This is a genomic window from Antribacter sp. NEAU-D49 (assembly GCF_057158775.1).
In genome coordinates this window covers 49,836-73,662 of sequence record NZ_JBXTSN010000027.1, presented here as the reverse complement: position 1 = coordinate 73,662, position 23,827 = coordinate 49,836, and the positions used below count along the sequence as shown (strand labels likewise).

Sequence of the window (23,827 nt, the reverse complement as noted above, 5' to 3'; positions counted from 1 at the left end):
CTCGGCGCCGCGCTCGGCGACGACGTGGGCGCGGACGATGGCGGCCTTGTTGGTCTGCTTGCCGTCGATGCGGCGGTTGAGCTGGGACGGGCGGATGCCGTGGGGCTTGAGCGCGGCGGTGACGTTCAGGCCGGTCCAGCCCTCGTAGAGGGCCGGCTTGGACGCGGCGAGCCGGTCGGCGAGGTCGTCGCACCAGACCTTGGCCTCGTCCCCGGGCCACACGGCGAGCAGGTGGTCGAGGATCGTGGACTGGTCGGTGTCGGCGGGGTCTTCCCCGGCGGCCATGCCGGTGAGGTAGCCCTTGGCCTGCCGGACGGCGCGGGCGCGGTCGGCGATGGTCTCGGCGGTCGGTCCGTCGATGTAGGCGGTGCGGACGATGACGGGGTCGTCACCCTCGCCGGCGAGGTAGGCGACGCCGCGGTCCTTGCGGGAGAACGTTGTGGCGGAGTACCCCGACCCGTACATGCCGGGTCCGAGGATCATGTTGTTGACCCCGGCGTCCATGACCTTCAACGCGAGGCGAAGGCCGGCGTTGGAGGACACGGACTTGGGGATGGACTTGTCGTCGGGGCGCTGGGTGGCGAGCCAGACCATGATCCCGACGAACGGACCCCGGCGGACCAGGTCCTCGACGATGGCGCGGGCTTCCTTGCCGTGGTCGGGGTGCTCGAACAGCACCTGGGTCTCGTCGTACGCGGCCAGGATCGGGTGCAGGCCGAGGGACTTGATCGAGGCGAGCTCGTCAGTGACCTTCCCTTCGGCGCAGCGGGGGTCTCCGGCGAGGTCGGTGCGGATCAGGCGGGCACGGCGGCCTACCTCCTTCTGCATGGCCTTGAGGTCGGCCAGGAGGGCGGCGATGTCGGCCGGGTCGTCCCCGGACCGGTAGTAGTGCGCGACCTTGCCCAGGGGTGCGAGGTCCGCGCCGCCTTTGAGGTCGTGGATGTGGAGCTCGGCGCGGGGGTCGAGGGCGGCGGCCAGGAGCAGCAGCCGCAGGGTGAACGTCTTGCCCATGCGGGGGATGGCGCCGATGATCCCCGCGGAGAACATCAGCGTCGTCTCCACCAGCCGGCCGCGCGGGTCGACGCCGAGCGGGATCGGGTCGAACAGGTTCGCGGTCCCCTTGGTCGCCAGGGGCCAGGCGGTGGGCTTGGACTGCGACAGGGACCGGTCGGCCACGTACAGGATGAGACGCCCCTCGTGCACGTCCGGGTCACCGGTCACCCACACACACCCCAGCGGGCGGCGCAGGGCGGACGCGAGCTGGGACCGCTTCTCCATCACCTGCGTGGCGGTCGCACCCGGCGGCAGGTCGATATCGGCCCGGTAGCCGGCACCGTCGCGCACGATCGGGGTGACGAACCGGATGGCGTTCGGGTCCTTGCCCACCGACGACAGCGACCCGACCCCGAGCACGGACAGCGCCTCACGGATCAGGCCCTGGTCCAGCACGGGCACCTGAGCGGACACGGCGGAGTTGTCGGTGATCCGCGCGTCCGCCTTGCGGCCCAGGACACCGAGGGCGCCGACCAGGAGCACGACGGCGCCGGCCTGCACGAGCTCGGGCGCAGACGACAGCACGGCGGTCCCGGCGAGGCCGGCAGCGCCGGCCGCGCCGACGACGACGGCGCCGCGGCGGCGGACCAGGGCGCGGCGGTCCTTGACCAGCCGCAGGTACACATCCGGGGTCGAAGCCGTGGCGAGCAGGGACCGGCGGACCTCGACGCTGTCGGAGTCCGCGACCCAGCGCCAGGCGACGGCGACCAGGCGGCCCGCACCGATCGGGGAACGGGCGGCCAGGCGCAGCCCGTACAGGGGCAGTCGGACCGTGTGGAAGGCGAGCGTGTGCCCGAACCGTGCAGCGTAGTGCCCGCACGTGGTCACCAGCTCGTGGCGGGAGCGGAGCCAGGCGGGGATGACCTGGCGCGGGGCGCCGGGGTCGCGGACCTCGATCACCCGAGGCGCCCGCACGGGCGCCTCCTCGACCACCGGGGCGGGGTCGATGACCTCACCGTCGAGGGCACCGTCTCCGGCGGGCTGGACCAGAGCCGAAGCCTGGTCCAGCCCGCGAGCACGACGCGCCTCGGACAGGTCCACCACACCCGACGACCGGGCCTCGACCTCGCGGCCAGGCTCGTCCTCGGTGCCGTAGACCATCTCCCGCAGCTCGTCATCATTCGGCATCGACATCAGGCAGCCCTCCCCGTGCTCTCGTCGTCGGTCGTGGTCGTCGTGCCGGCCTTGGTCTCCCACTCGGCGAGCCAGGCGGCCGGCACGTCGATCGAGGCGGCGTCCCACTCGGTACGCGCAGCCAGCCACTCGCGCTCGAACCGCTCCAGGGACGGGCGGCCCACACGCTCGAAGTGCTCGACCAGCTCGTGCGGGGCGTACGCCTCGACCCGGGCGTAAGGGCCGGTGATGAGGGTGAAGGGGTCGATGCCGGCGGCCAGGCCGCGCCGGTTCAGCAGGACCGTGCGGGTCGCGGTCTCGGCGGCCTCGTAGGCGGCCTGCACGACCAGGTCGAACTCCTGGCGCATCTCGACCCACTGCCGGGCCGCGTGGTCGAAGATCGGCGAGCCCATCAGGCACCCGCCACCGACGCGACGCCAGACACGAGGCCGTTGAGGAGCTGCTGGAACGCGTCCAGGACCGGGGCGCCGAACGTCGTCGAGGCCAGGGACAGGCCGAACAGGATCCCCAGGACCAGGGACATGTTGTCGAGCTTCTTGAGCCAGACACCGACGACGACGGCGACCAGCAGGACGAAGAACAGGGACATGGTGACCATGACGGAACTCCTTCTCAGGCGATGCGAGACAGGCGGACGGACAGCGGAGCGACCCGGCGGGCCGCAGAGGACGTACGCACCACGACGGACAGGGCACGCACCGCGTGGCGGTGAGCGGCCACGGCGAGCTCGTCGGGCGACTCGGCAAGGCGGCACTCCGCCTCGACCACGGCGAGCTCAGCGGCGATCACGGGCCACTCGCCCTCGATCGCCGCGAGCTCGCCAGCCGACGGGCCCTTCTCGCCACCGGGCAGGTCCTCGCCGGCACCAACCGCGACAAGCACCCCCCCGCCGGCGCATCGGGTGGATCGACATGACACCAACTCCTTCTCCTCGGATGGCTGTGAGCCAGGTCTATGACCGGGCCCACAGTTCAGATGTAAGGAGACCTTGCAACGTGCGTGGTGAACATGTCAACTGTTCGGCGCTAATGGACAGGATTTGGCGGACCTGCTCAGGGGCGGGATGATCGTTGACAGACCAGTTGTTAGGCCGAAACCAGCCAGTTGTACGCCCACGATGTGAGGTAGGTCACATGTCGCAGTACAACGCCGAGGACATCGGCGGAAACAAGTTCGACCGCGTCGAGCGCATCCTGAGAAACGACATCGAGGCCGGCCGGCTCCGCGACGGTGAGGCGCTTCCGTCGACTCGCGCGCTCGCCGCTCAGATGGGCGTCAGTGCTTGGACCGTCAACAAGGCCATGGAGCAGCTGGCGGCGGAAGGTCTCGTCGAGAACGTCTCTCGGTCGCGGCGCATCGTCCGCAGCGGTCTCACCGTTCAGACGGTGAGCAGCACGCCCCGCAAGCCGCACACGTACCTGATCGGTGGCTACGCCGGTAGCGGGAAGTCCGAGTTCAGCCGTGTCCTGTCGCGGCTCACGGAGTCCGCGATTATCGACAAGGACACGATCACGCGGCCGGCCGTGGAGCGGCTTCTCGAAGAGCTCGGGCAGCCGGCCTTCGACCGCGAGTCTCAGACCTATCTGGACCAGGTCCGGCCGCTCGAATACGAGGCCCTGCTCAGCACGATCCAGGAGAACGCCGAGGTCGGCCTCGGAACGATCGGGTCGGCTCCGTTCATCCGCGAGTTCCAGGACGCCGCATGGATCGACCGCGTCCGCACCCGGCTGCAGGAAGCCGGCGTCGGGCTCACCCTCGTGTGGGTCCGGTGCGACACCAGCACGATGCTCACCTACCTGAAGCGCCGAGGCGCTGCACGAGACTCGGCCAAGCTCGCAGGGTGGGCCGACTACCTCGCCGGCGTCGACCTCGACTACCGGCCGGTAGCCGACCACGTCATCATCGAGAACTCGGAATCCAGCGAACCACTGAAGAACCAGGCGGCCCGGATGCTCGCAGCGATCAACGCCGAGGCGAAGCCGGCATGACTCCGGCGCACGCGATCCGCGAGTCACGGCTGATCGCGATCCTCCGCACCTCGGCAACCGCGCACATCGTCGCGGTTGCCGAGGTGCTGGCGTCTGAGGGCATCCGCGTCCTCGAGGTCCCGCTGACGAGCGCCGAGAGCCTGACGGCGATCACGGACACCACCAAGCAGCTCGGCGAGCACGCACACGTGGGCGCCGGCACCGTGCGGACCGTGAACGACGCACGGCGAGCGATCGATGCCGGCGCAGCGTTCCTCGTCGCGCCCGGACTATCGCTACCAGTCCTCGACTACGCGCAGAAGCGCGGGGTACTCCTGATCCCCGGCGCGTTCACTCCCACCGAGGTCGACGCGGCAGCCCAGAGCGGCGCCCAGCTCGTGAAGCTCTTCCCGGCGAACTCACACAGTCCTGAGTACGTCCGACAGCTCCGCGCCCCCCTGCCCGACGCCGGCCTGATCCCCATGGGTGGCATCACCCTCGAAGCCGCACGGGCATGGCTCGACGCCGGGGCCGTCGCGCTCGGCATCGGCTCACCTCTCGTGGGCGACAGCCTCAGGACCGGCGACCTCAGCAATGCGCGCTCCTCATCGCGCCGCTGGCTGGAAGCCGTAGGCCGCTGCGCATGAGCACGGGCGGGCGTGAAGTTCTGAACTGGTGTTGGTGAAGCACAGGGTCAGAACCCGGGTAGTTGTGTACCCCCGGGGGACTTCACCTCTTGGTGTGCCAGTCGCGCCCGGCTAGACCTGCGGCGAGGGTGTAGCCAGGTGCTTTCCGGTCGATGCGGCGTTGCGGACATCATCCGTGAAGAGCTCTAGGAGCTCCATGACGTCCGATCTCAGCGTCTTGAAGGCTTCGGGAGTCAGGTCCAGGTACTCTCCATGGGCGATCGAGTTGCGCCTCCCTACAAGCTCCGCATCAATCATGTTGGCGCGGAGGGAGAACTGGGACCGGCGGTCGAGCCCGAGCCTGTCCAGAATGTCGAAGAAGACGCTGGATGACAGATTGCTCTCGGTTCTGATGAGGCTCTCGGACAGGGTAGCGCCCTTGCCCAACTCACTGCGGATGAAGGCGGCGAACTCATTGTGCTTGAGCGGCGCAGTCGCTGCGTCAATCGCCATCATTTTGGTCTTGAGCGCGTTGCCGAGAAATGCCTCGCTGAGCAGGTCATACGGGAGCGCCTTCGTGTTCACATACCGGATGTAGAGCTTCGCCACTGCTTTTACCCACCCCTCCCAGTGTGCGTAGAGGATGAGCACACCGGATCGTAGGTTTGCCCTTTGCATAGGACCAGAAGACTGCTGGACCAGCTTGAGTGCGGTTGTCAGCTCCTGCTTTCGCCAAACAATCTCAGCATCGATGGCCTGATCGAGAGCCTCGATGGTGCGGAGCTTCGCCATCAGGCACTGATGATCTTGCGCCCGGCAGGAACCATCATGCTCAAGCGCGCCTCAGTGGACTTTCCCGTGGCAAAGCGCGCTGTCATCTCTGGCAGGTTCCAAAACTCAATCGCACAATCTCGCAGATCTGTGCGAGTATCAATCTTCTCCCGGAGGAGGTAGCCAAGGCTGATAGCCAGAGCCTCAAAGGAAGAGTTCAAGAACCCGCCCTTGAAATCCTGCTTCGAACCATCCCATCGACCGAGGATCTTCTCATCGGCTGCCATCAAGCGATCGAAGGTCTCGTGGAAGATCGGCTCTGCCGATGCCTTGTAGTTGTCGTCGAAGTTGATTGCAAGATTCACAGAGAAGTCTTCGAGGCCGTCCTGGAAGTTCCGAATTCCACGGATCTCATCGTCCGACTTCTCGTGGAGATAGAGGAATCGAAGCACCAGCTCCTCGTCGTACTTCCGCTTGAGATCATTTTCCGGCAAGCGGATGAGCGTTCCGAATGATTCATGTGCGGCGAGACTGGTCAGCCACACGACAAACTCGGAGTTGACACCGACAAGTTGAGCGTTTCTGATCTCCTGGCTGGAGAGGGTGGACCCGAAGGAATTGAGGCGCTGGAAAAGGTCAAACTTGGTCTGGGGGTCAGACTCTCTCTGCACGATCTTGAGATCGATCTTGGCTCGCTTGATGTCTCGACGCTGCGCAGGCGTCAAAGCTTTGGCGTCGTCCTCATGCTCCCAAAAGAGCCCACCCAGTGAAGGTAGGTACTTCGTGCCGGTGAGCTCCAGCGCGGGAAATGCCGTCTGGTCGAGGAGGCCCTGGAGCTGGAGGAGAGTGCTGATCCGCTGGAGTCCGTCGACCAACTCCCACCGTCCATCCTCGTCCTGAGCCACAAAGATCGAGGGAAGCGGGATCCCGATGAGGATGCTCTCAATAAGACGGGATTTTTGATCGTCGTCCCAGCGGAAGAGCCGCTGGAAAGGGGGCTTGATGATCAGATCGCCGTCCGTGTACATGTTCGTGAGCTCACCCACGCTCATCGGATAGCTATCCGTGGAGATGGTCCGTCTCGCTGCTTCAAGCTCCGATTCGAGATCTGTCATGGTGCCCTCACTGATCCTGACTTCATAGTGGCCCTCGGTGCGCCCATGGTAGCGGGGCGCCCCGTTTGAGCCAGCGGAGTCGAAGCTCGACTGGGGGCTCTTATGGCGCCTACTGCGGCCGTGGCTGGTACCACCGACTCGGGGGTGATTCTGGATACGCCGCAGCCACCACTGACGCTTCGTTGCATGCGTGGAGCAAGAAGTCCGGCCGGGGCCGGCAGCTGAGACCGCTGGCTCTCACCGCGGCTGGCCCCATGACCGTCGAGCAGGCTCCGGCCTGGTCCCCGTGGTGGCTACACCTGCACCGGGCCATTGGCGGGCCATTAGCCCCGGCTCAACGGGTCCTCTACTGGCCACTCCTGGCCACTCCGATCTGCGGCGGCATGCGGTCGCCTGGCAGTCTGGGCCTATTCCCAAGCTGATAGCGCGGGTTCGATTCCCGTCACCCGCTCCAGCACGAACGCCCCAGGTCAAAGACCTGGGGCGTTCGTCGTCTGTCCCGCGCATCCTGCTCGCGCGCCCATGTCGCCCGTGTGATCGGCAGTTCGGTGCGTGTTCGGCAGTTCGAACTGCCGAACACGCACCGAACTGCCGATCACGCTGCTTCGATGAACGTCGCAGGCGCATAGCGGCCGCTACCGTTGCGGCCGTGACTGTGGAGCGAACTCTGGCGCGGGTCGAGAACGACCTCCGCAACGGCGACGTCACGATGGCGCGTACCCGTCTCCAGAGTCTCCTCGTGAGCCTGCCGCACCGTCTCGACGCGCGTGAGCGATTGGCCGGCCTCTACCGCCTCGAGGGCAATCGCGTCGAGGCCGGCCGCTGGTCCTATCTCAGCGAGGGGCGCGACCCCGACGAGGTGGCCGCCTTTGAGCGCGCCTGCCGCCAGGACCCGGTCCGGATCACGCGACGGCGACCTCCAGCAGCTGCGGCACTACGTCGCGTCCGCCCAGCAGGACTGGCGCGACGTCCTGTACTGGGCTGAGGACACGGGCCGCTGAGCCGACCGCGGTCATCCGTGCGTGGTCGGCGAGAACAACCTTGTGCAGGCAACCGCGGCTCGTTGCCTGCACAAGGTTGTTCTCGTCGGGCCACCGATCACACCGGCTCCGGCGGGTCGAACTGCGCCAGCACCAGCTCCGCACCGAACGGGTCGCGCACCGTCGCCTCCTTGGTCCACTCCCCGTCTTCCGTCGCCAGCACCGTCGCACCCCCGCGCTCCGCCGCCGCCACGGATCGGTCGCGGTCGGCCACCGCGAACGCCACCGACCAGCGCGCCGGTCCGTCGGCCCGCAGGACACCCGCGACGACGTCGGCGAAACCAGGCGGCACGAGCTTCTGCCGCTCGTAGATGTCAGGATCCGACGTCCGTGCCAGGTGGTCGCCGTACCCCGGCACCCGGACCATGCCCCGCCCCCAGGTCGTCGGTCCGCACCCAGCCGAGCAGCGGGCCGTAGAACGTCAGCGCGGCGTCCACGTCCGGGGTGAGCAGGTTGCTGAAGTTCCAGGTTCCCGGCGCGTTGACGGCCTGCGCACCGAGCCGCGTCCCCGCCTGCCACAACCGGCTCGGGGCGCCCTGCGCGTCGACGATGCGCGCCATGCGACCCGCCGGCCGTCCGGGCGGTCCCACGTCCTCGGGCTCCGAGCTCACGACCCCGCCGAGCTCCGCGACCCGCGCGACCGCGGCGTCGACGTCGTCCACAGCCAGGTAGGTGTGCCACGCCACCTCGCCGTCAAAGCCCGGGTCGGGCATGGCGATCGCGGCGATCGCCGTCGCATCCGTCCCGTCCTGGGAGGCGACGACGTACCGGCCCGGCGCTCCAGGCGGCAGCTTCTCGGCGAACCGCCAGCCGAACAGGTCGCCGTAGAAGGCGAGCGCCGCGTCGACGTCGTGCACCTCCAGGTCGATCCAGCTCGGCACGCCGTGTGGGTACGTCCGGGGAGTAGTCATACCCCGATGCTGCCCCGGACCACTGACACCCGCCCAGGCTCCCGGCGAGAACCCCCTGCGATCGGCAGTCCGTCGGATGATCGGCAGCCCGAGTTGCCGATCATCCGACGAACTGCCGATCACGCGGGCAACCTCAGACCGGCCAGCTCCGCACCCCGCGGCCCGCCGCCACCGCACCCGCCGGCGTGCGCAGCTCGCCGTACACGTGCACGTCCCACCCGTTCCATGGCCCCCGCCACATGGAGTAGCCCGGGGTGGTGCCCGGGACGTCCAGGTAGTGCGGCAGGCTCAGCGCCTCCGCGAGCGCCGCCCCGTCGGGCAGCCGGAGCGGGTGAACCATCAACCGGTCGCGGTACACCTCCACACACTTGACGCGGTCGTCCCCGAGCTCCGCCAGCAGCGTCGACGCCGCCTCCGCCGAGTCCGCGAGCGTGGTCGTCCTCATGCTCCCCCCTCTCGCCGAGGACCTTCCTCTAGGCGCATAGACAGGGTGCGCCCGTCCCCTAGAGCGCGCAACTCGGAGCCCTCAAAAGTTGCGTATATGCCACAGTCCCTAGTTAGGTGGGAGGCGTGTCTAGAGAGGGCCGAGTTACCGCCGCCAGTATCGCCACCGACCTGCGTGCAGCCATTCGTTCGGGGACGTACCAGCCCGGCGACCGGCTCCCCAGCGAGGCCGCGCTCATGGCCAGCTACGGGGTCGCCAGGATGACCGCGCGACACGGCCTGTCCATGCTCAAGGACGAGGGGCTGACGGTCACGCGGCACGGGTCGGGCGTCTTCGTCCGGGCCTTCGAGCCCATGGTCCGCGACAGCACCGCGCAGTCCGCGCCCGACGACGTCCCGGTAGACCCTGCCGCGCTCCGCGCCGAGGTGCGCTACGTGACGGCAGAGGCGGACCCGACGCCCGAGGTGCGCGAGCTGCTCGGCCTCGCAGACGGCGAGAAGGTGGCGGTCCGGGAGTTCCGCCACGTGCGCGACCGCAAGCCGGTGCTGCTCGCCACGTCGTCCGTACCCGTCACGATCGCAGCCGGCACGCCCATCGTGGACCCGGAGTCGGGGCCGGGCGGCACCCACGCCCGCCTGGCCGACGCCGGCCACGCGCCGGTCCGGTTCCGCGAGGACGTGGTGGGCCGCATGCCCACCATCGAGGAGGTCCGCGAGCTCCGGATCGAGCCGGGAACCCCCGTCCTCGCGGTGACCCGCACGGCGTACGACGCTGCGGGCACCGCCGTCGAGGTCGCGGAGATCGTCCTCGACGCCGGCGAGTTCGTGGTCCGGTACGACTTCGAGGTCTGACGTCCGCAGGCGGCGGGCCGACGGCGCCCCGTGCCCGCTCAGGCCGCCAGGCGCAGCGTCCGGTCGGCCACGCCGATCCGGACCTCCTGCCCCCATCCCACCTCGAGCCGGTCCGCCTCGACGCCGTCACCGAAGACGACGAGCCGGTCCGACTGCACCGTGACCAGCGCCTCCTGACCCGCCGCGAGGACACCCTCGATGAGGGTCGCGCCGGTGACGGGCGACGGCCACGCCTCGCGGACGAACCACGCGAGCGCGCGGTCGGCGGGAGCCGGCAACCGCCGACCGCCGCGGTCGTGAGCGATCGACGCGCACCAGCCGGTCGCGCCGGTCCCGGTCCCCACGATGAGGCCCGACGACGACTGCCGCTCCGACCGCCCGCCGGCGGCCAGCACGTAGCGGGCCGACTGGTGGCTCCCGTGCCCCACGAACACCTCGTTGAGGGCGTGGAGCTCCTGCCCGTCGTCGAGCCGCGCGCGCACCATGGTGAGCTCGTCGCATGCGACGTCGGCCCGCGCCGGGCCGCCCGACGACCGGCCCGCGCCCGCGCCCTCCGCAGCCACCCGGGCGAGCGCCCCGAGCACGCGGCGAGCCCCGGCGACGTCGTGCCGTACGAGCACCCCGGCGTTGGCGCCGGGCTCGGGGTCCACCCCGACGACGAGCTGCGCGTCCAGGTACTTGGCCACGTTGGCGACCAGCCCGTCCTGCCCGACGACGACCACCACGTCCTCCGGCGCGAACAGGAACCTGTCGAGGTCGGCCCGCTCCACCTCCGCGAGCGCCCAGTCGGTGGGCACCGCGTCGACGACGTCGCGCCGCGCCGCTGCGACGGCGTCGTGCCGGGTCTGGACGTCGGCGAGGGTGCGCCCGCGGGTGCGGAGGAAGAACTCCGCCTGGCCGCGGGTGGCGTGCCGGTCGAGGAGCTCGTCGAGCTCCGTGCGGCGGTGCACCAGCACCGCCCGCCGCCGCAGCGCCATGTCAGCGCGCCTCGTCGCCGCGCTCGACGGCGCCCCGCCCGGCCCCGTTCGAGCCGGCCCCGTCGCCAGCACCCCGGCCCGTGAACGTGCCCACGAGCCCGCTGAGCAGGTCGGGGGTGATGGTCACCGAGCCGACGGCGGGGAGGCTCGTCGCCGCGTCGCGCAGCGCGAGCGCGAGCAGCACGTCCTTGCCGACGGCCGCGTAGACCTGCATGAGCGCTGCCTCCTTGGCCGCCTCGGCCGTGCCGAGGCGCTCCAGCTCGGCCGCACGGGCCGTGGAGTCGATCTCTCGACGCTCGGCGGTGGCACGCGCGGCGACGAGCGCTGCGGCCGCCGCCTCCTCGGCCTCGCGCCGCTTGTTGGCGCCCTCCTGGGCGACGAGCTGCTCGCGCCGGGTGGCCAGCTCGATCTGGCTGGCGAGCTCGTTCTCGGAGATGGTGCGCTCCCGCTCGACGGCGAGCGCGCGACGCTCGTACATCGACCGGTCGGCCTCGGCCTGCAGCCGCTCGCGCACGGGGGTGCGGAGGGCCTTCTCGACGTCGGCCTCCGGGCGGAGCGCCAGGACCCGCACGCCGAGCACCTCGATACCCGTGGCGGAGAGGCGCGCGTCCTCGGCGAGGGAGCCGCCGAGCGCCTGCCGCACCCGGCCGACGCCGGTCTCGAGCGCCTCGTTCAGCGTCAGCGTCGCCACGAGATCGACGGTGACGCTCTGCGCGAGCTGGCCCACGATCGCGCCCACCTGCTGCCGCCCGCCGGCCGCGTCGCCGCCACCACCCCGCCGGAGCGGGAAGATGCCGAAGTCGAGGCGCTGCGACGCGAGCACCGGGTCCGCGAAGCGGTAGGTGACGTTGGCCTGGACCGTCACGTCCTGCTGGTCGCGGGTCACCGCGTGGAACAGGACCGGCAGCTCCTGGTCGGTCGCGGGGACCTCGCTCAGCACGGACCGGTCGGGCCGGAACCAGAACGCCTGACCCACGCCCTGGTGGCGCACCCGGCCCCGGTCGAGGTGCACCACGTACTCGCTCGCCGAGCCCAGGAACCGCTGCACCAGGGGGTATCGCTTGATCGTGGCCATCACGATCTCCTTTCGTCTCACGTTGTCGTCAGGATGACGATATCTACGCGGACGAGTTTCCGTCAAGATGACGAGAACGTACGATCGGCTCATGATCCCCTCGTCGGCCGCCGCGCTCCCCGTCACCGTCGACGTCGTCGCACTCACCGTGCGGGACGGCGTGCTGCAGGTGCTCCTCGTCGACCGGCTGCTCGAGCCGTTCCGGGGTTCCCGCGCGCTCCCTGGCGGCTTCGTGCTGCCCGACGAGACGCTGGAGCAGGCCGCTGCGCGTGAGCTCGCGGAGGAGACGGGGCTGGCAGCGCCGTCGGGCCCCACGCCCGGCCCGGAGCCGGGGCCGGGGCCGGGACCACGGCCGGGGCACCACTGGCACCTGGAGCAGCTCCGGACCTACGGACCGCAAGGCCGCGACCCCCGCGGACCGGTCCTGTCCGTCGCGTACCTGCTGCTGGCGCCCGCGTTCGGCCTGCCCGCGCCGGGTGGAGACGCCGCGGAGGCAGCGTGGTTCCCGGTGCCCGATCCTCGGGGCGAGGGCGCGGGCGAGGGCGGTGGCAAGCTGGGCAGGGCGGACGCCTCGCCCCTTGGGACTCTCGCCTTCGACCACGGCCGGATCCTCGCCGACGGCGTCGAGCGCGCCCGCGCCAAGCTCGAGTACTCGCCGCTCGCGACGGCGTTCTGCGGGGACGAGTTCACGGTGGGCGAGCTGCGCGCCGTCTACGAGGCCGTGTGGGGCACTCGGCTCGACGCGCGGAACTTCCACCGCAAGGCGACCGGTACGCCGGGATTCCTCGAGCCCACCGGCCGGCTGCGCGCCGACGGTCCCGGCCGGCCGGCCGAGCTCTACCGGCTGGTGCCTGGCGTGGACCCGACGGCGGCGGTGCTGCACCCGCCACTGCTGCGCCCAGGCCCAGGCTCGCGCTGAGGCCGGCTCCATCCCTGGAGCCCCCTCCAGCCCGCCGAGACAGCGACTCCGTCCGACCAGCGCACTGGCTCGGCACCACCGACCCGCTCGGCGAGGGCTACCGTGCCAGCGCCGCCCCCGCCGCGAACGCTCCCGCCACGGCGGCGACGGTCCCGGCCAGCAGGACGCCGTCGGCCACCGTGAAGCGCAGCCGGGCGAGCCGGAGGCTCCGGGCGAGGCCGCCGGAACCTGCCGCCGTCGCCGCGGTGAAGCCGCGCGTCTCCAGCGCCTCGACCGTGGTGCGGGTGCGCTTGGCGGTGTTGAGGATCAGCGGGTAGAACGACTGGACGGCGATCCAGCAGACGCGCCGGACGGCCCGCCACCCCAGCAACCCCGGGCGACCGGGCGGGGCGCCGCGCAGGCGGTGGCCGTCCACGACGGTCTGGTACTCGTCGATCAGCACGGGGATCATGCGGTACCCGTACGACACCGCGAACCCGATCATCGCCGGAGCCCGCAGCGCGAGGAGTGCGTCGGAGATCTTCTCCGGGTCGAGGGACACGAACGCCGCCATGCTGACGAGCGACACGGTGCCGAGCTTGAGGGTGGGCATGACGAGGTCGAGCACGGTCGACCAGTCGTGCCCCAGCACGAGCACAAGGACCAGCAGGTAGGCAAGCTCCCCCAGCAGGCCGAGCACGAACAGCCCGAGGAGCAGCGGGCCGATCCGGGCGGCGAGAGCCGCGACCACCGCGAGCCCGAACAGGACCGTGAGCACTGTCAGGTCGTAGGTGAACCAGGGGGCGAGGGCTCCCACGGCGTACCAGGCGATGACGGCGCGGGGGTCGCGCCGGGAGAGGAAGCCGCCACGGGTGGCGTAGGCCACCCGCATGAGCTCGAGCTTGACCCACTCGACCGACGCACGGTCGAGCCCGGAGCGGGCCTTCCCCGGAGCGGCAGGCCCAGCCGCAGGCACCGGGCCGCTCATCGCCCCTCCTCCGCGCACATCGCTTCGGCACTTTGTCGTCGGATCGGCACTTCGAAGTGCCGATCCGACGACGAAGTGCCGACCTGAGGTGCGCGCCCCACCAGCCCGCCGACGCGAGGTGCGCGCCCCACCAGTTCCCCGACCGACAGCGGCACGGGGTCCAGCCCCAGCCCCGCCCCGACCTGCGCCACCTGGGGTGGGACGAGTCGCGCACGGCGCAGCACCTCGGGCGAGGCGAACAGGGTGGCGGGGTCGGTGTCGGCCAGCACCCGCCCCTGCTCGAGCACGACCACGCGCGTGGCCCACTCGGCCACGAGGTGCATGTCGTGCGTGGCCACGACGGTGCAGCGGATGTGCTCGGCCAGGTCGGCGAGCAGCCCGATCACGTCGTCCCGGGAGCGGAGGTCGAGGCTCGAGGTCGGCTCGTCGAGCAGCAGGAGGCGCGGCCGCATCGCGAGGGCGATCGCCAGCGTGGCCCGGCGCTGCTGCCCGCCCGACAGGAGCCGCCCGTCGCGGTCGGCCACCTCGGTGAGCTGCATCCGGCCGAGGACCCGCTCGACGAGCGCGTCCGTGTCGGGCAGCCCGCGACCCCGGGGGAACATGGCGACGTCGGCACGCACCGAGTCCTGGAGGAACATCTCCTCGGGCCGCTGCACCAGGTAGCAGACGGTGCCGGCGAGCTCCGCGGCGGAGACCGAGCGGGTGTCGCGGCCGTCCACCTCGACGGTCCCGGACTGCGGCAGGGTGAGCCCCGCAAGGAGCGCCAGGAGCGTGGACTTGCCCGCGCCGTTGGACCCTACGAGCGCGACCCGCTCGCCGTCGCGAAGCGTCAGGGACAGGCCGTCGAGCACGGTGCTCCGGGGCCCGGCCACGCTGAGGTACCCGGCGGTGACGTGGTGCGCCCGGGCGACCACCTGCGTCGTCGGGCCGACGGCGGCGCGCGGCTCAGCCTCGGCCTGGCTCCCCCGGGCGGCCTGGCTCTCCCGCGCACCGAGCCCCGCCCCGAACCGGCGCGCGAGCAGCTCCGTGCACGCCTCCGCGGTGAGGGGAACGGGCGCCCGCCCGGCGGCGACGTCCGGGTCGAGCGCGCGGGCGAGCGCGACGACCTGTGGTACGGGGATGTCGGCCTCCTCCAGGTCGGCCGTGCGGGCGAGCGCCTCCTGCACGGGGAGGTGCCAGCGGACACGGCCGTCGGCCATGAGCACCACCGACCGCGCGTACCGGGCGACCATCTCCGCGTGGTGCTCGATCACCACCACCGTGACGCCCTCCCGGTTGAGCTGGGTGAGCCGCTCGTAGATCGCCGCCGCGCGCGCCGGGTCCACCTCGGCGGCCGGCTCGTCGACCACGAGCACCCGTGGCCGCAGGGCCAGGGCCCCGGCGAGCGCGGTGAGGTGCTGCTGCCCACCCGACAGCTGCCAGGTGTAGGCGTCCGCGAGCGCCTCGATCCCGAGGGCGGCGAGCGCCTCGTCGGCCCGCTCCGCCCAGTCGCCGAGGCCGAGGTTGAGCGGGGCGAAGGTGACGTCGTCGCGCACGGTGGGGCGCACGAGCTGGTTGCCGAAGTCCTGGAACACGTAGCCCACCTCGCCGGAGAGGTCGGCGACGCTCCGCTTGCGCGTCGAGCGGCCGTGGACCCGGACGCGCCCGGTGAGGTCACCGTTCCAGAAGTGCGGCACCAGGCCGTTGAACGTCTTGCAGAGGGTCGTCTTGCCGGAGCCGTTGCCGCCGACCACCGCCACGAAGTCGCCCGCCTCGATGCGCAGGTCCACGCCGCGGAGGGTGTCCGACGTCGCGCCGGGGTACCGGAACGTCAGCCCGGTCACCTCGATCGCGGGCACGGACCCCGCGTCGGGCACGGACCCGGCGTCGGCCGCGGGCCCGGTCTCGGACGCGTGGGCGGCCTCGTGGCCGGTGGTCGGCGGCGTCGACATCAGTCCTCGTCCTCGGCGTCGGCCGCCGCCTCGGCGCGCGCGGACTCCGCCTGCGCGGCGGAGCGGGCACGCAGGGCCGCGACCAGCACAACGACGCCCAGGCCCACCACGAGGCCGATCAGGCCACCCACCCAGGCGAGCGACTCGGCGAACTCCTCGGCGCCCTCGGCCTCGAACCCGGCCAGCGTGGTCACCGGGTTCGCCACCTCGAAGTGCTCCTCCCACTGGGAGAAGAGGCCCACGGCGGCGGCGGCCAGGAGGCCCAGCGCGCCGACGAGCCAGAACGGGAGGCCCCACGGCCCGACGAGGCGCGGCGGGTTGGCGGGGTCGCGGGGGCGGAGGCCCATGAGCGGCTCGATCTTGCCGTACAGGCGCGGGGCCAGCCACATGGCGACCAGGCCGCCGAAGACGACGCCCGTCACGACCATCGCGAGCAGGAGCTCCAGCCCCTCGGAGACGACCACCGTCGACAGCGCGTCGCTCAGGCCGAACGCCTCGGCGGCCTCCTCCTGCGCGTCGGGGTCGATGCCGACGGCGACCTTGACGACGTCGATCACGCCGGAGGTCACCTTGTCGATGGCCACGAGCGCGAGCCCGGCCCGGAAGAGCTGGCCGCGGTTGCGCGGGTCGCGCACCAGGCAGCCGGCCACGTACGTGCCGACGAAGATCTGCAGGAAGCCCTCGATCTCGCCGAAGCCGCCGAAGCTGCCGAGCAGCATGTCCGCGATCATCGCCTCGCCGATGGCGCAGCCGAGCGCCACCCAGAACGGCGTGAGCAGCGCGGCCAGCGCCACGGGGATGAACGCGAAGTACGCGACCTCGATCTGGAGGCCGCCCACCTCCCACTTGGGGACCAGGTCGGCGACGATGTCGGCCACGCCGTACAGGGTCATGGACAGGACGAGGATCATCAGCTTCTGCGAGCCGGAGATCCCGTCGGGGTCGTGGAACCGGGCGCGGAGCGCGTCCGTGCGGGACAGGGTGGACATCAGGGTGCCTTCCTCTGGGGGTGTCCTCCGGGCGGCGGGGCTGCCACCCGGACCGGGCGTGGTGCGTCAGGCGTGGTGCGTCGGGTGGCCGAGCGCGAGGCCGACGAGCTCGCCGAGGTGGGCGATCACGTGGTCGGGCCGGAGGTGCTCGGGGGCCTGGTCGATCTCGGCGTCGCTCGACGACCCGCCGCGCACCAGCACGACGGTGCCGATGCCCGCCGCGCGGGCGGCTGCGACGTCCCGCCGGGGCTTGTCCCCCACGAACCAGGCGCGGGCGGGGTCAGCGCCGAGGGCGTGCAAGGCGGTGGCCGGCATGGCGGGGTCGGGCTTGCGGTGGCCGAGCTCGTCGGAGTAGACGTGCACGCCGACCAGGTGGGTGAGGCCCGCCTCGTCGAGCTCCTCGCGCACGGCACGGCCGTTCACCGTGTTGGACACGACGGCGACCGGCACGCCCTGCGACCGCGCCGTCTCCAGCACCTCGCGGAGGCCGGGCCGGACCGTCGGCAACGACTTGGACCGGGCGTACCCGACCATGAGCGCGTGGGCCTCGGCCCGCAGCCAGGCGGTCGCCCCCGCGTGCTGCTCGGACGGCAGCAGGGCCAGGAGGCCGGGGGCCGCGAGACCGGTCCAGAAGGACGTCGCATCGATCTCGACGACCGCGGGCGCGGGCGTCCCGGGATCGGCGACCACCGAGACGTCCGCCTCGCGCGCCGCCTTCCACGCCTTGTGCCGGCGCCGGGCCGCAGCGACCACGTCGCCCGCCTGCTCCGGGCTCACCGCGTACCCCGCCCGGCCCAGCCGCTCCGCGAGGTGGGCGGCGAACGCGAGACGAGCGCCGACGTCGGGCACGGACACGGCCATGACGCCACCATGATCGAGGAGCAGCGCGGACGGGCGCCCGACGGCTGAGCGCACCTCCGCGACGACCGGCACCTCTCCCGTGGCCGGGCCTGGGCCGGCCGGCCGGCGTCCTGCCGCCGCCAGCACCTCGACCAGCCCCTCGGGCGTGTCGAAGACCGCGTCGGCGGTCTCGGCCACGGGGAAGGGCGGGGAGTCGGTGTGGTGGTGGCGGGTCAGCACGACGGCGCCCACGCCCGCGCGCCGGCCGGCGACCACGTCGCGGTCGAACGTGTCGCCCACGTACCAGGAGCGGGCGGCCGTGGTGCCGAGGGCCGTCGCGGCCAGCTCGATCATGCCCGGGTGGGGCTTCCGGATGCCCACCTCGTCGGAGTAGACCTGCACGCCGAACGCGTCGGCCAGACCGTGGGCCGCCAGCAGGTCGCGGTGCGCGCGACCGGCGTGCGCGTTGGACACGATGCCGAGCCGGACGTCCCGCTCCGCCGCGAGCGCGAGGAGCTCGCGCACGCCGGGGCGCACCACGTGCTCGGCCACGGTCGCCGTCAGGTATGCCTGGAGCGCGCCCGCGCTGCCGACCAGGACCTCCCGGGCCGCTGCGGGCAGGGGCGAGCCGTAGAAGTCGCGCCAGATCTCGCGGTGCGTGAGCTCGCGCGGCTCCAGCCGGCGGCTGGACGCGTTCTTCCAGTCCTTGAGCGCCTTGTTGCCGCCGCGGAGCAGCGGCTCCAGGTCGTCGGCCGAGATCCGGTGGCCCGCGCGGGCCAGCACCTCGGAGATGTGGACGGCCACCTCGACCCAGGCCTCCGGGCGCTTGCGCGTCTGGAAGACGACGCCGCCGAAGTCGAGCAGCAGCGCGTCGGGCACGACGTCGAGGCCGGTCGCGGAGGACAGGGGGGCGAAGAGGCGCGCGCTGCTGGTCACGGTGGTGAACGTAGGGACGGGGCGGGGCGGCCCGGCGTCGGGCAGATGGACCGCAGGTGAACGGCCACGGAACTTCTGGAACGTTCCAGTGGAACCTTCCAGACCGGGCGCTCCGCAGGGTCGCGAAACGTACACTTCCGAGGGTCGGACGCATGGAGGGGGACCCGTGGCACGGAGCGCGCAGGAGACGGACGGGCCGGGACCGGCGCGTGCCGCCCACCGGCCGACCATCCTCGACGTCGCCGCGCGCGCCGGGGTCTCCAAGTCGCTCGTGTCCCTCGCGCTGCGCGGCGCGCCCGGGGTGGGCGCGGCCACCCGGGAGCGGATCCTGCAGACGGCGGACGAGCTCGGCTACCGGTCGAACGCCCTGGCCCGGGCGCTGCGCGAGCGGCGCACGATGCTGGTCGGCGTGGTCATCTCGAGCCTCTCCAACCCGTACCACACGGAGATCGTCACCTCGGTCGAGAACGCCGCCGAGGCCGCCGGGCTCTCGGTGCTCCTCGCCCACGGGTCACGGGAGCGCGGCCGGCTCGCCGAGCGGGTCGAGGCGCTGCTCGACCTGCACGTCGACGGTCTCGTGGTGGTCTCCTCGTGGATCGACGCGGCGACGCTCCAGGCCGCCGCCCGGCGCGCCCCCGTGGTGATGGTGGGCCGCACCCTCGAACCGGTCTCGGGGATCGACTCGGTGAACAACGACGACGAGCTCGGCGCGCGGCTCGTCGTCGACCACCTCGTGGCCCGGGGACGGGAGCGGATCCTGCACGTGTCCTCGTCGCGTCGGCCTGCGGGACTCGCCCGCCGCGACGGCTACCACGCGGCCATGCGCGCCCACGGCCTGGAGCGTCACGCCCGCGTGACCGACCCCGCCGGGATCGGCGCGGCCCTCGCCGACGGCCACGACGCCGTGTTCGCCCGGAACGACGTCGAGGCGTTCGACGTGCTCGACCACGCCTGGGACAACGGACTGTCCGTGCCCGGCGACCTCGCCGTGGTGGGCTACGACGACTCCGCCCTCGCCCTGCGCGCGCGGCCCCGCCTCACGAGCGTGCACCAGCCCCGGGAGCTCATGGGCGAGCGGGCCGTCGCGCTGCTCGCCGAGCGGATCGGCGGGCGCGCCGACGACCGCCACGAGGTGCTGGCGCCGAGCCTGGTGGTGCGGGGAAGCACGTAGGTCGCCACGCCTCCCGCCGAGACAGTGACCTCGTCCGACGAAGGCACTGTCTCGGCGCAGGGGTCAGGGCTGGGGGCGGGTCCTCGGCTTGAGCCGCACGTCCGGCAGGGCGGGCGCGCGCAGGGGCCCGCTGGGGTAGCCCTCCACCTGGCCGAACCGGCGGCCGGCCGCCCCGAGGGTGTACGCGGTGGCGTCGCCGCCGGCGTCGGCCACCTGGGCCATCCAGTCCGACCGGGCACGGGCCACGTCCTCGTGGGTGCGGCCCATGAAGTTCCACCACATGATGACGTCCTCCTCGAACGGCGTGCCGCCGATCAGGACTGCGCGGACGGGGGCCGACGCCCCCGCGCGCACGACCAGCCGGGAGCGTCCCGGCGAGACGTAACCGAGCCCGGCGACGGGCACCGGCTCGCCCTCGAAGGTCACGTCCCCGGAGTCGACCAGGAGGGCGTGCTCGAACGCGGGGTCCACGTCGAGGTGGAGCTCGGCGCCCGGCGCCAGCTCGACCTGCGCCCCCACCAGCGGCGTGAACGTGGTGGCGGGAGAGACGAGCTCGTGCCCCGCGAGCCGCAGCGCACCCAGGAACACGGTCACCTCGGCGCCGTCGACGGACGCGACGGGAAGGTCGCCGTGGTGCTCGAAGAAGGGGTCGACGTCGAGCGCCGACCCCGGCAGGGCCGTCCACAGCTGGACGCCGTGGAGCAGCGGCGGGCGCCCCTCCGCGGGCGACTCCTCGGAGTGGGAGATCCCCCGCCCGGCGGTCATGAGGTTGAGCTCGCCGGGCCGGACCGTCTGCAGCGAGCCCACCGAGTCACGGTGCAGGATCTCGCCCTCGAAGAGCCAGCTCACCGTCTGGAGCCCCGTGTGCGGGTGCGGTGGCACCTGCATCCCCGCCGACGACGACACGTCGTCGGGCCCGTAGTGGTCGCTGAAGCACCACGCCCCGACCAGCGAGCGCGCCCGCTGCGGGATGGTGCGGCGGACGGACATCGCACGGGGGCCGCCCAGCGGGACGTCCCGAGGGGTGAGGAGCTCCACGCCCTCGCGGAGCTCGCCCGCTGTGCAGATCTGCTCGGCCGGCCGCGTCTCCAGGTTGCTCATGGTTCTGAGCGTAAGAGGTCGCGGCCTCCGAGACGGGCCAGGGCCCCCCGGGGCAGGCCGGGGGGCCCTGGCAAACCGCGTACCCCTGGTCGTCGAAATCCGGGGATCAGGAGTGCCGTGTCGACGTCACGGCCCCGGTGGACGCCCGTCAGGCCCGGATCGCCAGGCCTGTTCTCCACGGACGTGTCGGACGCGGGTGGTCTTCCGGCCCCGTTCAGGCACCTGCGTCGTCACCCGCAGCCCGCACCGCGGTACGGGACGTCCTGTCGTTCTCCGGTTGACCAGAACTGTCGTGGGTGGCGGGCTGGTCAGGGCTGCTGCAGGTGCTCCGACCGGCCTACCACCTTCAGACCGTTAGCCATGTTTCTATCCGCGTGTCTTCACCCCGGCAAGCGGTCAGAGGTAGCAAAATGTCCACCTCTGCCACCAAACGCGGTTGTCCACAGCGGCACCGGGGAGGACACCGCTCGTTCCACAGGGCTGTGGATCAAATCTGTGGACGACACGCAGGGCGCGTTCCACGATCCGCCGACTCGGGCGTGTTCCGGCGAGCCGGGCGGTACCACCCGGAGCTACACCCAGGCCCGCGCGCCACCCGCGCCGGAGGGGTCGTTCCGCTCCTCCACCTCGGCCGGTGTGGCGATGAACCCGCCCTCGTCCACGACGACGCCGGCGATCCTGCTCTGCAACGACGCCGCCAGCCGCGCGACGGAGGCCCGCATCCGCGCCCGGGCGATGAGGTGCAGGCCGGACGGCTGCTCGAGCTCCAGCTCGTACGGGTCGGCGGGAACCCAGCTCATCCGGTAGGCGAACGGCCCGTACATGCGCCAGTCGAGGGCGCCGAGCGCGCGCGGGACGCGGTCCACGCGCTCGACCTCCACCACGAGCGAGCCGTCGTACGAGCTGCTGCCCACCAGCGTGAACCGCGGCGACCCGTCGGCCGTCGGCTGGTCCGCCGCCACGTCGGCCGTGGCGATCAGGGCGCGCAGCATGGGCAGCACGTCCCCGGGTGTGAGCGCGTGCGGGCTGTAGAGGCCAAGGTTCACGGACCCGGCGGGGTCGGGCGCCAGGAGGGACCGGCCGTCGGCCAGCACCGCGCCGCCCGACTTCCGGGCCGCCGCCACGGCCCACTGGATCAGGCGGAGCTCCTCGCCCTGCGGCAGGGCGTGGGGGAAGGTCCGGGCGATACCGTCCCGGTCGTCGTGCGACGCGGGCGCCGGACCGCGCACGTCGCGCAGCCCGTCGCCCCGGGCGAGCGAGTAGGCCTCGCCCTTCACGGCGCCCAGCCGGAGCTCCTGCAGGTGCGCCGCCGTCAGCTCGTACGGGCCCGTGGCGACGTGCTCGTCACCCACGCGGAGCACGCCGGGCGTGATCGCGCTCGCCTGCTGGATGCCGCGGAACCGGGAACCGGCGATCGGTCGTCCGGTGGCTGCGCGGGACGGCTCACGGAGCCACGCCACGTCGGAGAACCACGCGGAGGCGAGCTCGCTCACGGAGGCAGGACGGCCGTCGTCGGCCGCCGGCAGGACCAGGATGTGCCCGGACGCGTGCTCCGCGGGAATCGCACCGGCCAGAAACGTCATGCGCGGCACCCTACGCCCGCCGAGAAACCCAGAGAATGCCGGCGCGTTACAGGGATGAAACGTCCGTGTATCGCGAACGGCCTAAATATCCCGATGAAAGCCCCGAGAGCGAAATCTAAGCCTTCACATCACAAAGGTGATGCAGCAGGTCGTGCAGGAAGTAGATGCCGAGGGTCCGCACGGTGAAGACGGAGCCGTTCGAGCGTCGTCCCGGGCGCTCCCACTGGTCGCCCGCCGCAGCCACCGCGTCGAACCGCGCGGCGATCGCCTCGCCGGCCGTCACGAGCTCACCCGCGACGACAGCCGGGTCCTGGTGGGCGTAGTCGTCCTCGAGGGCCGTGGCGTCCTGGTCCCAGTTGGCGAACTGGGGGTCGTCCGTCTCGACCATCGACGCGAGACGGACGTCGAACACCCGGAACACGTCCCGCACGTGCGCCCCGTACTCGAGCACCGACCAGGTGCCCGGTGCGGGCCGGACGGCGGCGTCCGGCCGCGCGAGCGCCTCGGTCCAGCGCGGGAGCGTCGCGCGCACCGCGTCGCCCAGACCCGAGGCGTCGACGGCCGCAGGGTCGAACCCGCACTCCGGGCAGGGCCGCTCCAGCACCCAGGTCCAGTCCTTGTCGTCGGGCACGATCCCGTCGGGCTGTGTCATGCTCCGAGCGTAGGAGCGTGCCCGCCATGCGGGCGAGAGCGTCCCATCTCACGGTCCACCGGGCCTCGTTCCTGACGGACGAGCCATATGATGTCAGCATGCCCAAGATCATCGGCAAGAGCCTTCACGAACACCGCCAGATGACCCGGCACAAGCTGTTCAACGCGCTCTCCACCCTCATGACCGAGCGCGGGTTCGACACCATCACGCTCGCCGACATCGCCGCCGCCGCGGGCGTGGGCCGCACCGCCGTGTACAACCACTTCCACGACAAGGAAGCGCTGCTCCTCGGCTTCATCACGCACGAGACCGAGCAGTACGCGCACACGCTGGAGCGCTCCCTCGACGGGGTCCAGGACCCGGTGGAGCAGCTCCGCACCTACATCCGGCAGCAGGCGCAGCTCGCGCGGGTGTTCCACCTCGCCCCCGGTCCCGACCTGCGGTCCGTGCTGTCGCGGGCCACGCAGCAGCGGCTGCGGGAGCACGCCGAGATCGTGGAGACGATCCTGCGCCGCATCCTCATGTCGGGGATCGAGTCCGGGGTGTTCCCTCCGCAGGACATCGAGCCGACCGTCCACCTCGTCAACGCCTGCCTGTCCGGGCGCCTCATCCCCGACGAGCCGGTCGCCCGCGAGCGGGCCATCCGTGCCGCGGAGGCGTTCGTCCTGCGCGCCGTCGGCGCCCGGTCCGACGCCGTCCCGGTGCTCGTCCCGGCCTGACCCCCGGGCCGCCGCGCGTGATCGGCAGTTCGGTGCGTGTTCGGCGGTTCGAAC

Annotated in this window: 25 protein-coding genes and 1 pseudogene; 8 read left to right on the top strand and 18 right to left on the bottom strand. The window is 71.9% G+C overall.

The window, feature by feature from the left end; all coding sequences use genetic code 11:
* The 4 genes from AC060K_RS18405 to AC060K_RS18390 all read right to left on the bottom strand — a co-directional run.
* On the bottom strand, nucleotides 1-2,187 hold a 2,187-nt coding region (locus tag AC060K_RS18405; protein ID WP_483766797.1), incomplete at its 3' end, for a hypothetical protein.
* On the bottom strand, nucleotides 2,187-2,579 hold the full coding sequence (locus AC060K_RS18400; RefSeq protein WP_483766796.1) for a hypothetical protein: 393 nt from the start codon (nucleotides 2,577-2,579) through the stop codon (nucleotides 2,187-2,189). The genes AC060K_RS18400 and AC060K_RS18405, both read right to left, overlap by 1 nt.
* Nucleotides 2,579-2,785 carry a hypothetical protein gene (locus tag AC060K_RS18395; protein ID WP_125775348.1) on the bottom strand — a complete coding sequence of 69 codons (207 nt, stop codon included), beginning with the start codon at nucleotides 2,783-2,785 and terminating at the stop codon, nucleotides 2,579-2,581. The genes AC060K_RS18400 and AC060K_RS18395 overlap by 1 nt, the downstream gene beginning before the upstream one ends.
* A 14-nt stretch (nucleotides 2,786-2,799) precedes the next feature.
* A complete protein-coding gene (locus AC060K_RS18390; protein WP_483766795.1) occupies nucleotides 2,800-3,069 on the bottom strand; it encodes a DUF6284 family protein in 270 nt (89 codons plus the stop codon).
* Nucleotides 3,070-3,257: 188 nt separating this feature from the next.
* Here AC060K_RS18390 and AC060K_RS18385 point away from each other — a divergent pair, with 188 nt between their 5' ends.
* Together AC060K_RS18385 and AC060K_RS18380 are read left to right on the top strand one after the other, a co-directional pair.
* Complete coding sequence (locus tag AC060K_RS18385) at nucleotides 3,258-4,175, top strand: GntR family transcriptional regulator (RefSeq protein ID WP_483766794.1); 918 nt, start codon at nucleotides 3,258-3,260, stop codon at nucleotides 4,173-4,175.
* Complete coding sequence (locus AC060K_RS18380; RefSeq protein ID WP_483766793.1) at nucleotides 4,172-4,801, top strand: bifunctional 4-hydroxy-2-oxoglutarate aldolase/2-dehydro-3-deoxy-phosphogluconate aldolase; 630 nt, start codon at nucleotides 4,172-4,174, stop codon at nucleotides 4,799-4,801. Before AC060K_RS18385 ends, AC060K_RS18380 begins: the two co-directional genes overlap by 4 nt.
* A 111-nt stretch (nucleotides 4,802-4,912) precedes the next feature.
* Here AC060K_RS18380 and AC060K_RS18375 read toward each other — a convergent pair whose 3' ends face one another.
* Nucleotides 4,913-5,572 (bottom strand): MAE_28990/MAE_18760 family HEPN-like nuclease, encoded by a 660-nt coding sequence (locus AC060K_RS18375; protein WP_483766792.1) that lies wholly within the window; start codon nucleotides 5,570-5,572, stop codon nucleotides 4,913-4,915.
* On the bottom strand, nucleotides 5,572-6,666 hold the full coding sequence (locus tag AC060K_RS18370) for a DUF262 domain-containing protein (protein WP_483766791.1): 1,095 nt from the start codon (nucleotides 6,664-6,666) through the stop codon (nucleotides 5,572-5,574). Before AC060K_RS18370 ends, AC060K_RS18375 begins: the two co-directional genes overlap by 1 nt.
* A 709-nt stretch (nucleotides 6,667-7,375) precedes the next feature.
* Here AC060K_RS18370 and AC060K_RS18365 point away from each other — a divergent pair.
* Both AC060K_RS18365 and AC060K_RS18360 read left to right on the top strand, forming a co-directional pair.
* Nucleotides 7,376-7,516: pseudogene (locus tag AC060K_RS18365) on the top strand (DUF6584 family protein); the annotation flags it as partial.
* 19 nt (nucleotides 7,517-7,535) lie between these two features.
* Nucleotides 7,536-7,667 carry a hypothetical protein gene (locus AC060K_RS18360; RefSeq protein WP_483766799.1) on the top strand — a complete coding sequence of 44 codons (132 nt, stop codon included), beginning with the start codon at nucleotides 7,536-7,538 and terminating at the stop codon, nucleotides 7,665-7,667.
* 97 nt (nucleotides 7,668-7,764) lie between these two features.
* Here AC060K_RS18360 and AC060K_RS18355 read toward each other — a convergent pair whose 3' ends face one another.
* The 3 genes from AC060K_RS18355 to AC060K_RS18345 form a co-directional block, all read right to left on the bottom strand.
* Nucleotides 7,765-8,073 (bottom strand): VOC family protein, encoded by a 309-nt coding sequence (locus AC060K_RS18355; protein ID WP_483766790.1) that lies wholly within the window; start codon nucleotides 8,071-8,073, stop codon nucleotides 7,765-7,767.
* Entirely contained in the window at nucleotides 8,021-8,617 is a 597-nt protein-coding gene (locus AC060K_RS18350) for a VOC family protein (protein WP_483766789.1), read from the bottom strand. The genes AC060K_RS18355 and AC060K_RS18350 overlap by 53 nt, the downstream gene beginning before the upstream one ends.
* Before the next feature lie 133 nt (nucleotides 8,618-8,750).
* Complete coding sequence (locus AC060K_RS18345) at nucleotides 8,751-9,062, bottom strand: hypothetical protein (RefSeq protein ID WP_483766788.1); 312 nt, start codon at nucleotides 9,060-9,062, stop codon at nucleotides 8,751-8,753.
* A 116-nt stretch (nucleotides 9,063-9,178) separates the two neighbouring features.
* Between AC060K_RS18345 and AC060K_RS18340 the strand changes: the two genes are divergently transcribed.
* Nucleotides 9,179-9,913, top strand: coding sequence for a GntR family transcriptional regulator (locus AC060K_RS18340; RefSeq protein ID WP_483766787.1), 735 nt, complete (start codon nucleotides 9,179-9,181; stop codon nucleotides 9,911-9,913).
* A gap of 38 nt (nucleotides 9,914-9,951) precedes the next feature.
* On the opposite strand, the gene AC060K_RS18335 is transcribed toward AC060K_RS18340, so the two are convergent.
* The gene (locus AC060K_RS18335; protein ID WP_483766786.1) at nucleotides 9,952-10,890 is read right to left on the bottom strand and encodes a hypothetical protein; all 939 of its coding nucleotides are present in this window, start codon (nucleotides 10,888-10,890) and stop codon (nucleotides 9,952-9,954) included.
* 1 nt (nucleotide 10,891) lies between these two features.
* Nucleotides 10,892-11,965, bottom strand: a complete 1,074-nt coding sequence (locus AC060K_RS18330) for an SPFH domain-containing protein (RefSeq protein ID WP_483766785.1) — start codon at nucleotides 11,963-11,965, stop codon at nucleotides 10,892-10,894.
* 91 nt (nucleotides 11,966-12,056) lie between these two features.
* On the opposite strand from AC060K_RS18330, the gene AC060K_RS18325 reads away from it, so the two are divergent.
* Nucleotides 12,057-12,884: an NUDIX hydrolase gene (locus AC060K_RS18325; protein WP_483766784.1), complete on the top strand. Its 828-nt coding sequence runs from the start codon at nucleotides 12,057-12,059 to the stop codon at nucleotides 12,882-12,884.
* Nucleotides 12,885-12,981: 97 nt separating this feature from the next.
* Here the strand turns inward: AC060K_RS18325 and AC060K_RS18320 are convergent, their stop codons facing one another.
* The 4 genes from AC060K_RS18320 to AC060K_RS18305 all read right to left on the bottom strand — a co-directional run bounded on the left by AC060K_RS18320 (nucleotide 12,982) and on the right by AC060K_RS18305 (nucleotide 18,547).
* On the bottom strand, nucleotides 12,982-13,851 hold the full coding sequence (locus tag AC060K_RS18320) for an energy-coupling factor transporter transmembrane component T family protein (protein ID WP_483766783.1): 870 nt from the start codon (nucleotides 13,849-13,851) through the stop codon (nucleotides 12,982-12,984).
* On the bottom strand, nucleotides 13,848-15,782 hold the full coding sequence (locus AC060K_RS18315) for an ABC transporter ATP-binding protein (protein ID WP_483766782.1): 1,935 nt from the start codon (nucleotides 15,780-15,782) through the stop codon (nucleotides 13,848-13,850). Before AC060K_RS18315 ends, AC060K_RS18320 begins: the two co-directional genes overlap by 4 nt.
* Nucleotides 15,782-16,771 (bottom strand): DUF8171 family membrane protein, encoded by a 990-nt coding sequence (locus AC060K_RS18310; RefSeq protein ID WP_483766781.1) that lies wholly within the window; start codon nucleotides 16,769-16,771, stop codon nucleotides 15,782-15,784. Before AC060K_RS18310 ends, AC060K_RS18315 begins: the two co-directional genes overlap by 1 nt.
* 66 nt (nucleotides 16,772-16,837) lie before the next feature.
* Nucleotides 16,838-18,547 (bottom strand): HAD family hydrolase, encoded by a 1,710-nt coding sequence (locus tag AC060K_RS18305; protein WP_483766780.1) that lies wholly within the window; start codon nucleotides 18,545-18,547, stop codon nucleotides 16,838-16,840.
* 166 nt (nucleotides 18,548-18,713) lie between these two features.
* Between AC060K_RS18305 and AC060K_RS18300 the strand changes: the two genes are divergently transcribed.
* Nucleotides 18,714-19,718: a LacI family DNA-binding transcriptional regulator gene (locus AC060K_RS18300; protein WP_483766779.1), complete on the top strand. Its 1,005-nt coding sequence runs from the start codon at nucleotides 18,714-18,716 to the stop codon at nucleotides 19,716-19,718.
* A gap of 63 nt (nucleotides 19,719-19,781) precedes the next feature.
* Here AC060K_RS18300 and AC060K_RS18295 read toward each other — a convergent pair whose 3' ends face one another.
* The 3 genes from AC060K_RS18295 to AC060K_RS18285 all read right to left on the bottom strand — a co-directional run bounded on the left by AC060K_RS18295 (nucleotide 19,782) and on the right by AC060K_RS18285 (nucleotide 23,054).
* Entirely contained in the window at nucleotides 19,782-20,819 is a 1,038-nt protein-coding gene (locus AC060K_RS18295; protein WP_483766778.1) for a pirin family protein, read from the bottom strand.
* Nucleotides 20,820-21,391: 572 nt separating this feature from the next.
* Nucleotides 21,392-22,402, bottom strand: a complete 1,011-nt coding sequence (locus tag AC060K_RS18290) for a hypothetical protein (RefSeq protein ID WP_483766777.1) — start codon at nucleotides 22,400-22,402, stop codon at nucleotides 21,392-21,394.
* A 115-nt stretch (nucleotides 22,403-22,517) separates the two neighbouring features.
* Nucleotides 22,518-23,054: a DinB family protein gene (locus tag AC060K_RS18285; RefSeq protein ID WP_483766776.1), complete on the bottom strand. Its 537-nt coding sequence runs from the start codon at nucleotides 23,052-23,054 to the stop codon at nucleotides 22,518-22,520.
* A gap of 98 nt (nucleotides 23,055-23,152) precedes the next feature.
* Between AC060K_RS18285 and AC060K_RS18280 the strand changes: the two genes are divergently transcribed.
* Complete coding sequence (locus tag AC060K_RS18280; RefSeq protein ID WP_483766775.1) at nucleotides 23,153-23,773, top strand: TetR/AcrR family transcriptional regulator; 621 nt, start codon at nucleotides 23,153-23,155, stop codon at nucleotides 23,771-23,773.
* The last annotated feature ends 54 nt before the right edge of the window (nucleotides 23,774-23,827 follow it).

Bases quoted from the DNA above. Each gene is read 5' to 3' on its own strand.
- AC060K_RS18400 (WP_483766796.1), bottom strand. From the start codon at position 2,579: ATGGGCTCGCCGATCTTCGACCACGCGGCCCGGCAGTGGGTCGAGATG.
- AC060K_RS18395 (WP_125775348.1), bottom strand. From the start codon at position 2,785: ATGGTCACCATGTCCCTGTTCTTCGTCCTGCTGGTCGCCGTCGTCGTC.
- AC060K_RS18380 (WP_483766793.1), top strand. From the start codon at position 4,172: ATGACTCCGGCGCACGCGATCCGCGAGTCACGGCTGATCGCGATCCTC.
- AC060K_RS18375 (WP_483766792.1), bottom strand. From the start codon at position 5,572: ATGGCGAAGCTCCGCACCATCGAGGCTCTCGATCAGGCCATCGATGCT.
- AC060K_RS18370 (WP_483766791.1), bottom strand. From the start codon at position 6,666: ATGACAGATCTCGAATCGGAGCTTGAAGCAGCGAGACGGACCATCTCC.
- AC060K_RS18355 (WP_483766790.1), bottom strand. From the start codon at position 8,073: ATGGTCCGGGTGCCGGGGTACGGCGACCACCTGGCACGGACGTCGGAT.
- AC060K_RS18350 (WP_483766789.1), bottom strand. From the start codon at position 8,617: ATGACTACTCCCCGGACGTACCCACACGGCGTGCCGAGCTGGATCGAC.
- AC060K_RS18345 (WP_483766788.1), bottom strand. From the start codon at position 9,062: ATGAGGACGACCACGCTCGCGGACTCGGCGGAGGCGGCGTCGACGCTG.
- AC060K_RS18335 (WP_483766786.1), bottom strand. From the start codon at position 10,890: ATGGCGCTGCGGCGGCGGGCGGTGCTGGTGCACCGCCGCACGGAGCTC.
- AC060K_RS18330 (WP_483766785.1), bottom strand. From the start codon at position 11,965: ATGGCCACGATCAAGCGATACCCCCTGGTGCAGCGGTTCCTGGGCTCG.
- AC060K_RS18325 (WP_483766784.1), top strand. From the start codon at position 12,057: ATGATCCCCTCGTCGGCCGCCGCGCTCCCCGTCACCGTCGACGTCGTC.
- AC060K_RS18320 (WP_483766783.1), bottom strand. From the start codon at position 13,851: ATGAGCGGCCCGGTGCCTGCGGCTGGGCCTGCCGCTCCGGGGAAGGCC.
- AC060K_RS18315 (WP_483766782.1), bottom strand. From the start codon at position 15,782: ATGTCGACGCCGCCGACCACCGGCCACGAGGCCGCCCACGCGTCCGAG.
- AC060K_RS18310 (WP_483766781.1), bottom strand. From the start codon at position 16,771: ATGTCCACCCTGTCCCGCACGGACGCGCTCCGCGCCCGGTTCCACGAC.
- AC060K_RS18295 (WP_483766778.1), bottom strand. From the start codon at position 20,819: ATGAGCAACCTGGAGACGCGGCCGGCCGAGCAGATCTGCACAGCGGGC.
- AC060K_RS18290 (WP_483766777.1), bottom strand. From the start codon at position 22,402: ATGACGTTTCTGGCCGGTGCGATTCCCGCGGAGCACGCGTCCGGGCAC.
- AC060K_RS18285 (WP_483766776.1), bottom strand. From the start codon at position 23,054: ATGACACAGCCCGACGGGATCGTGCCCGACGACAAGGACTGGACCTGG.
- AC060K_RS18280 (WP_483766775.1), top strand. From the start codon at position 23,153: ATGCCCAAGATCATCGGCAAGAGCCTTCACGAACACCGCCAGATGACC.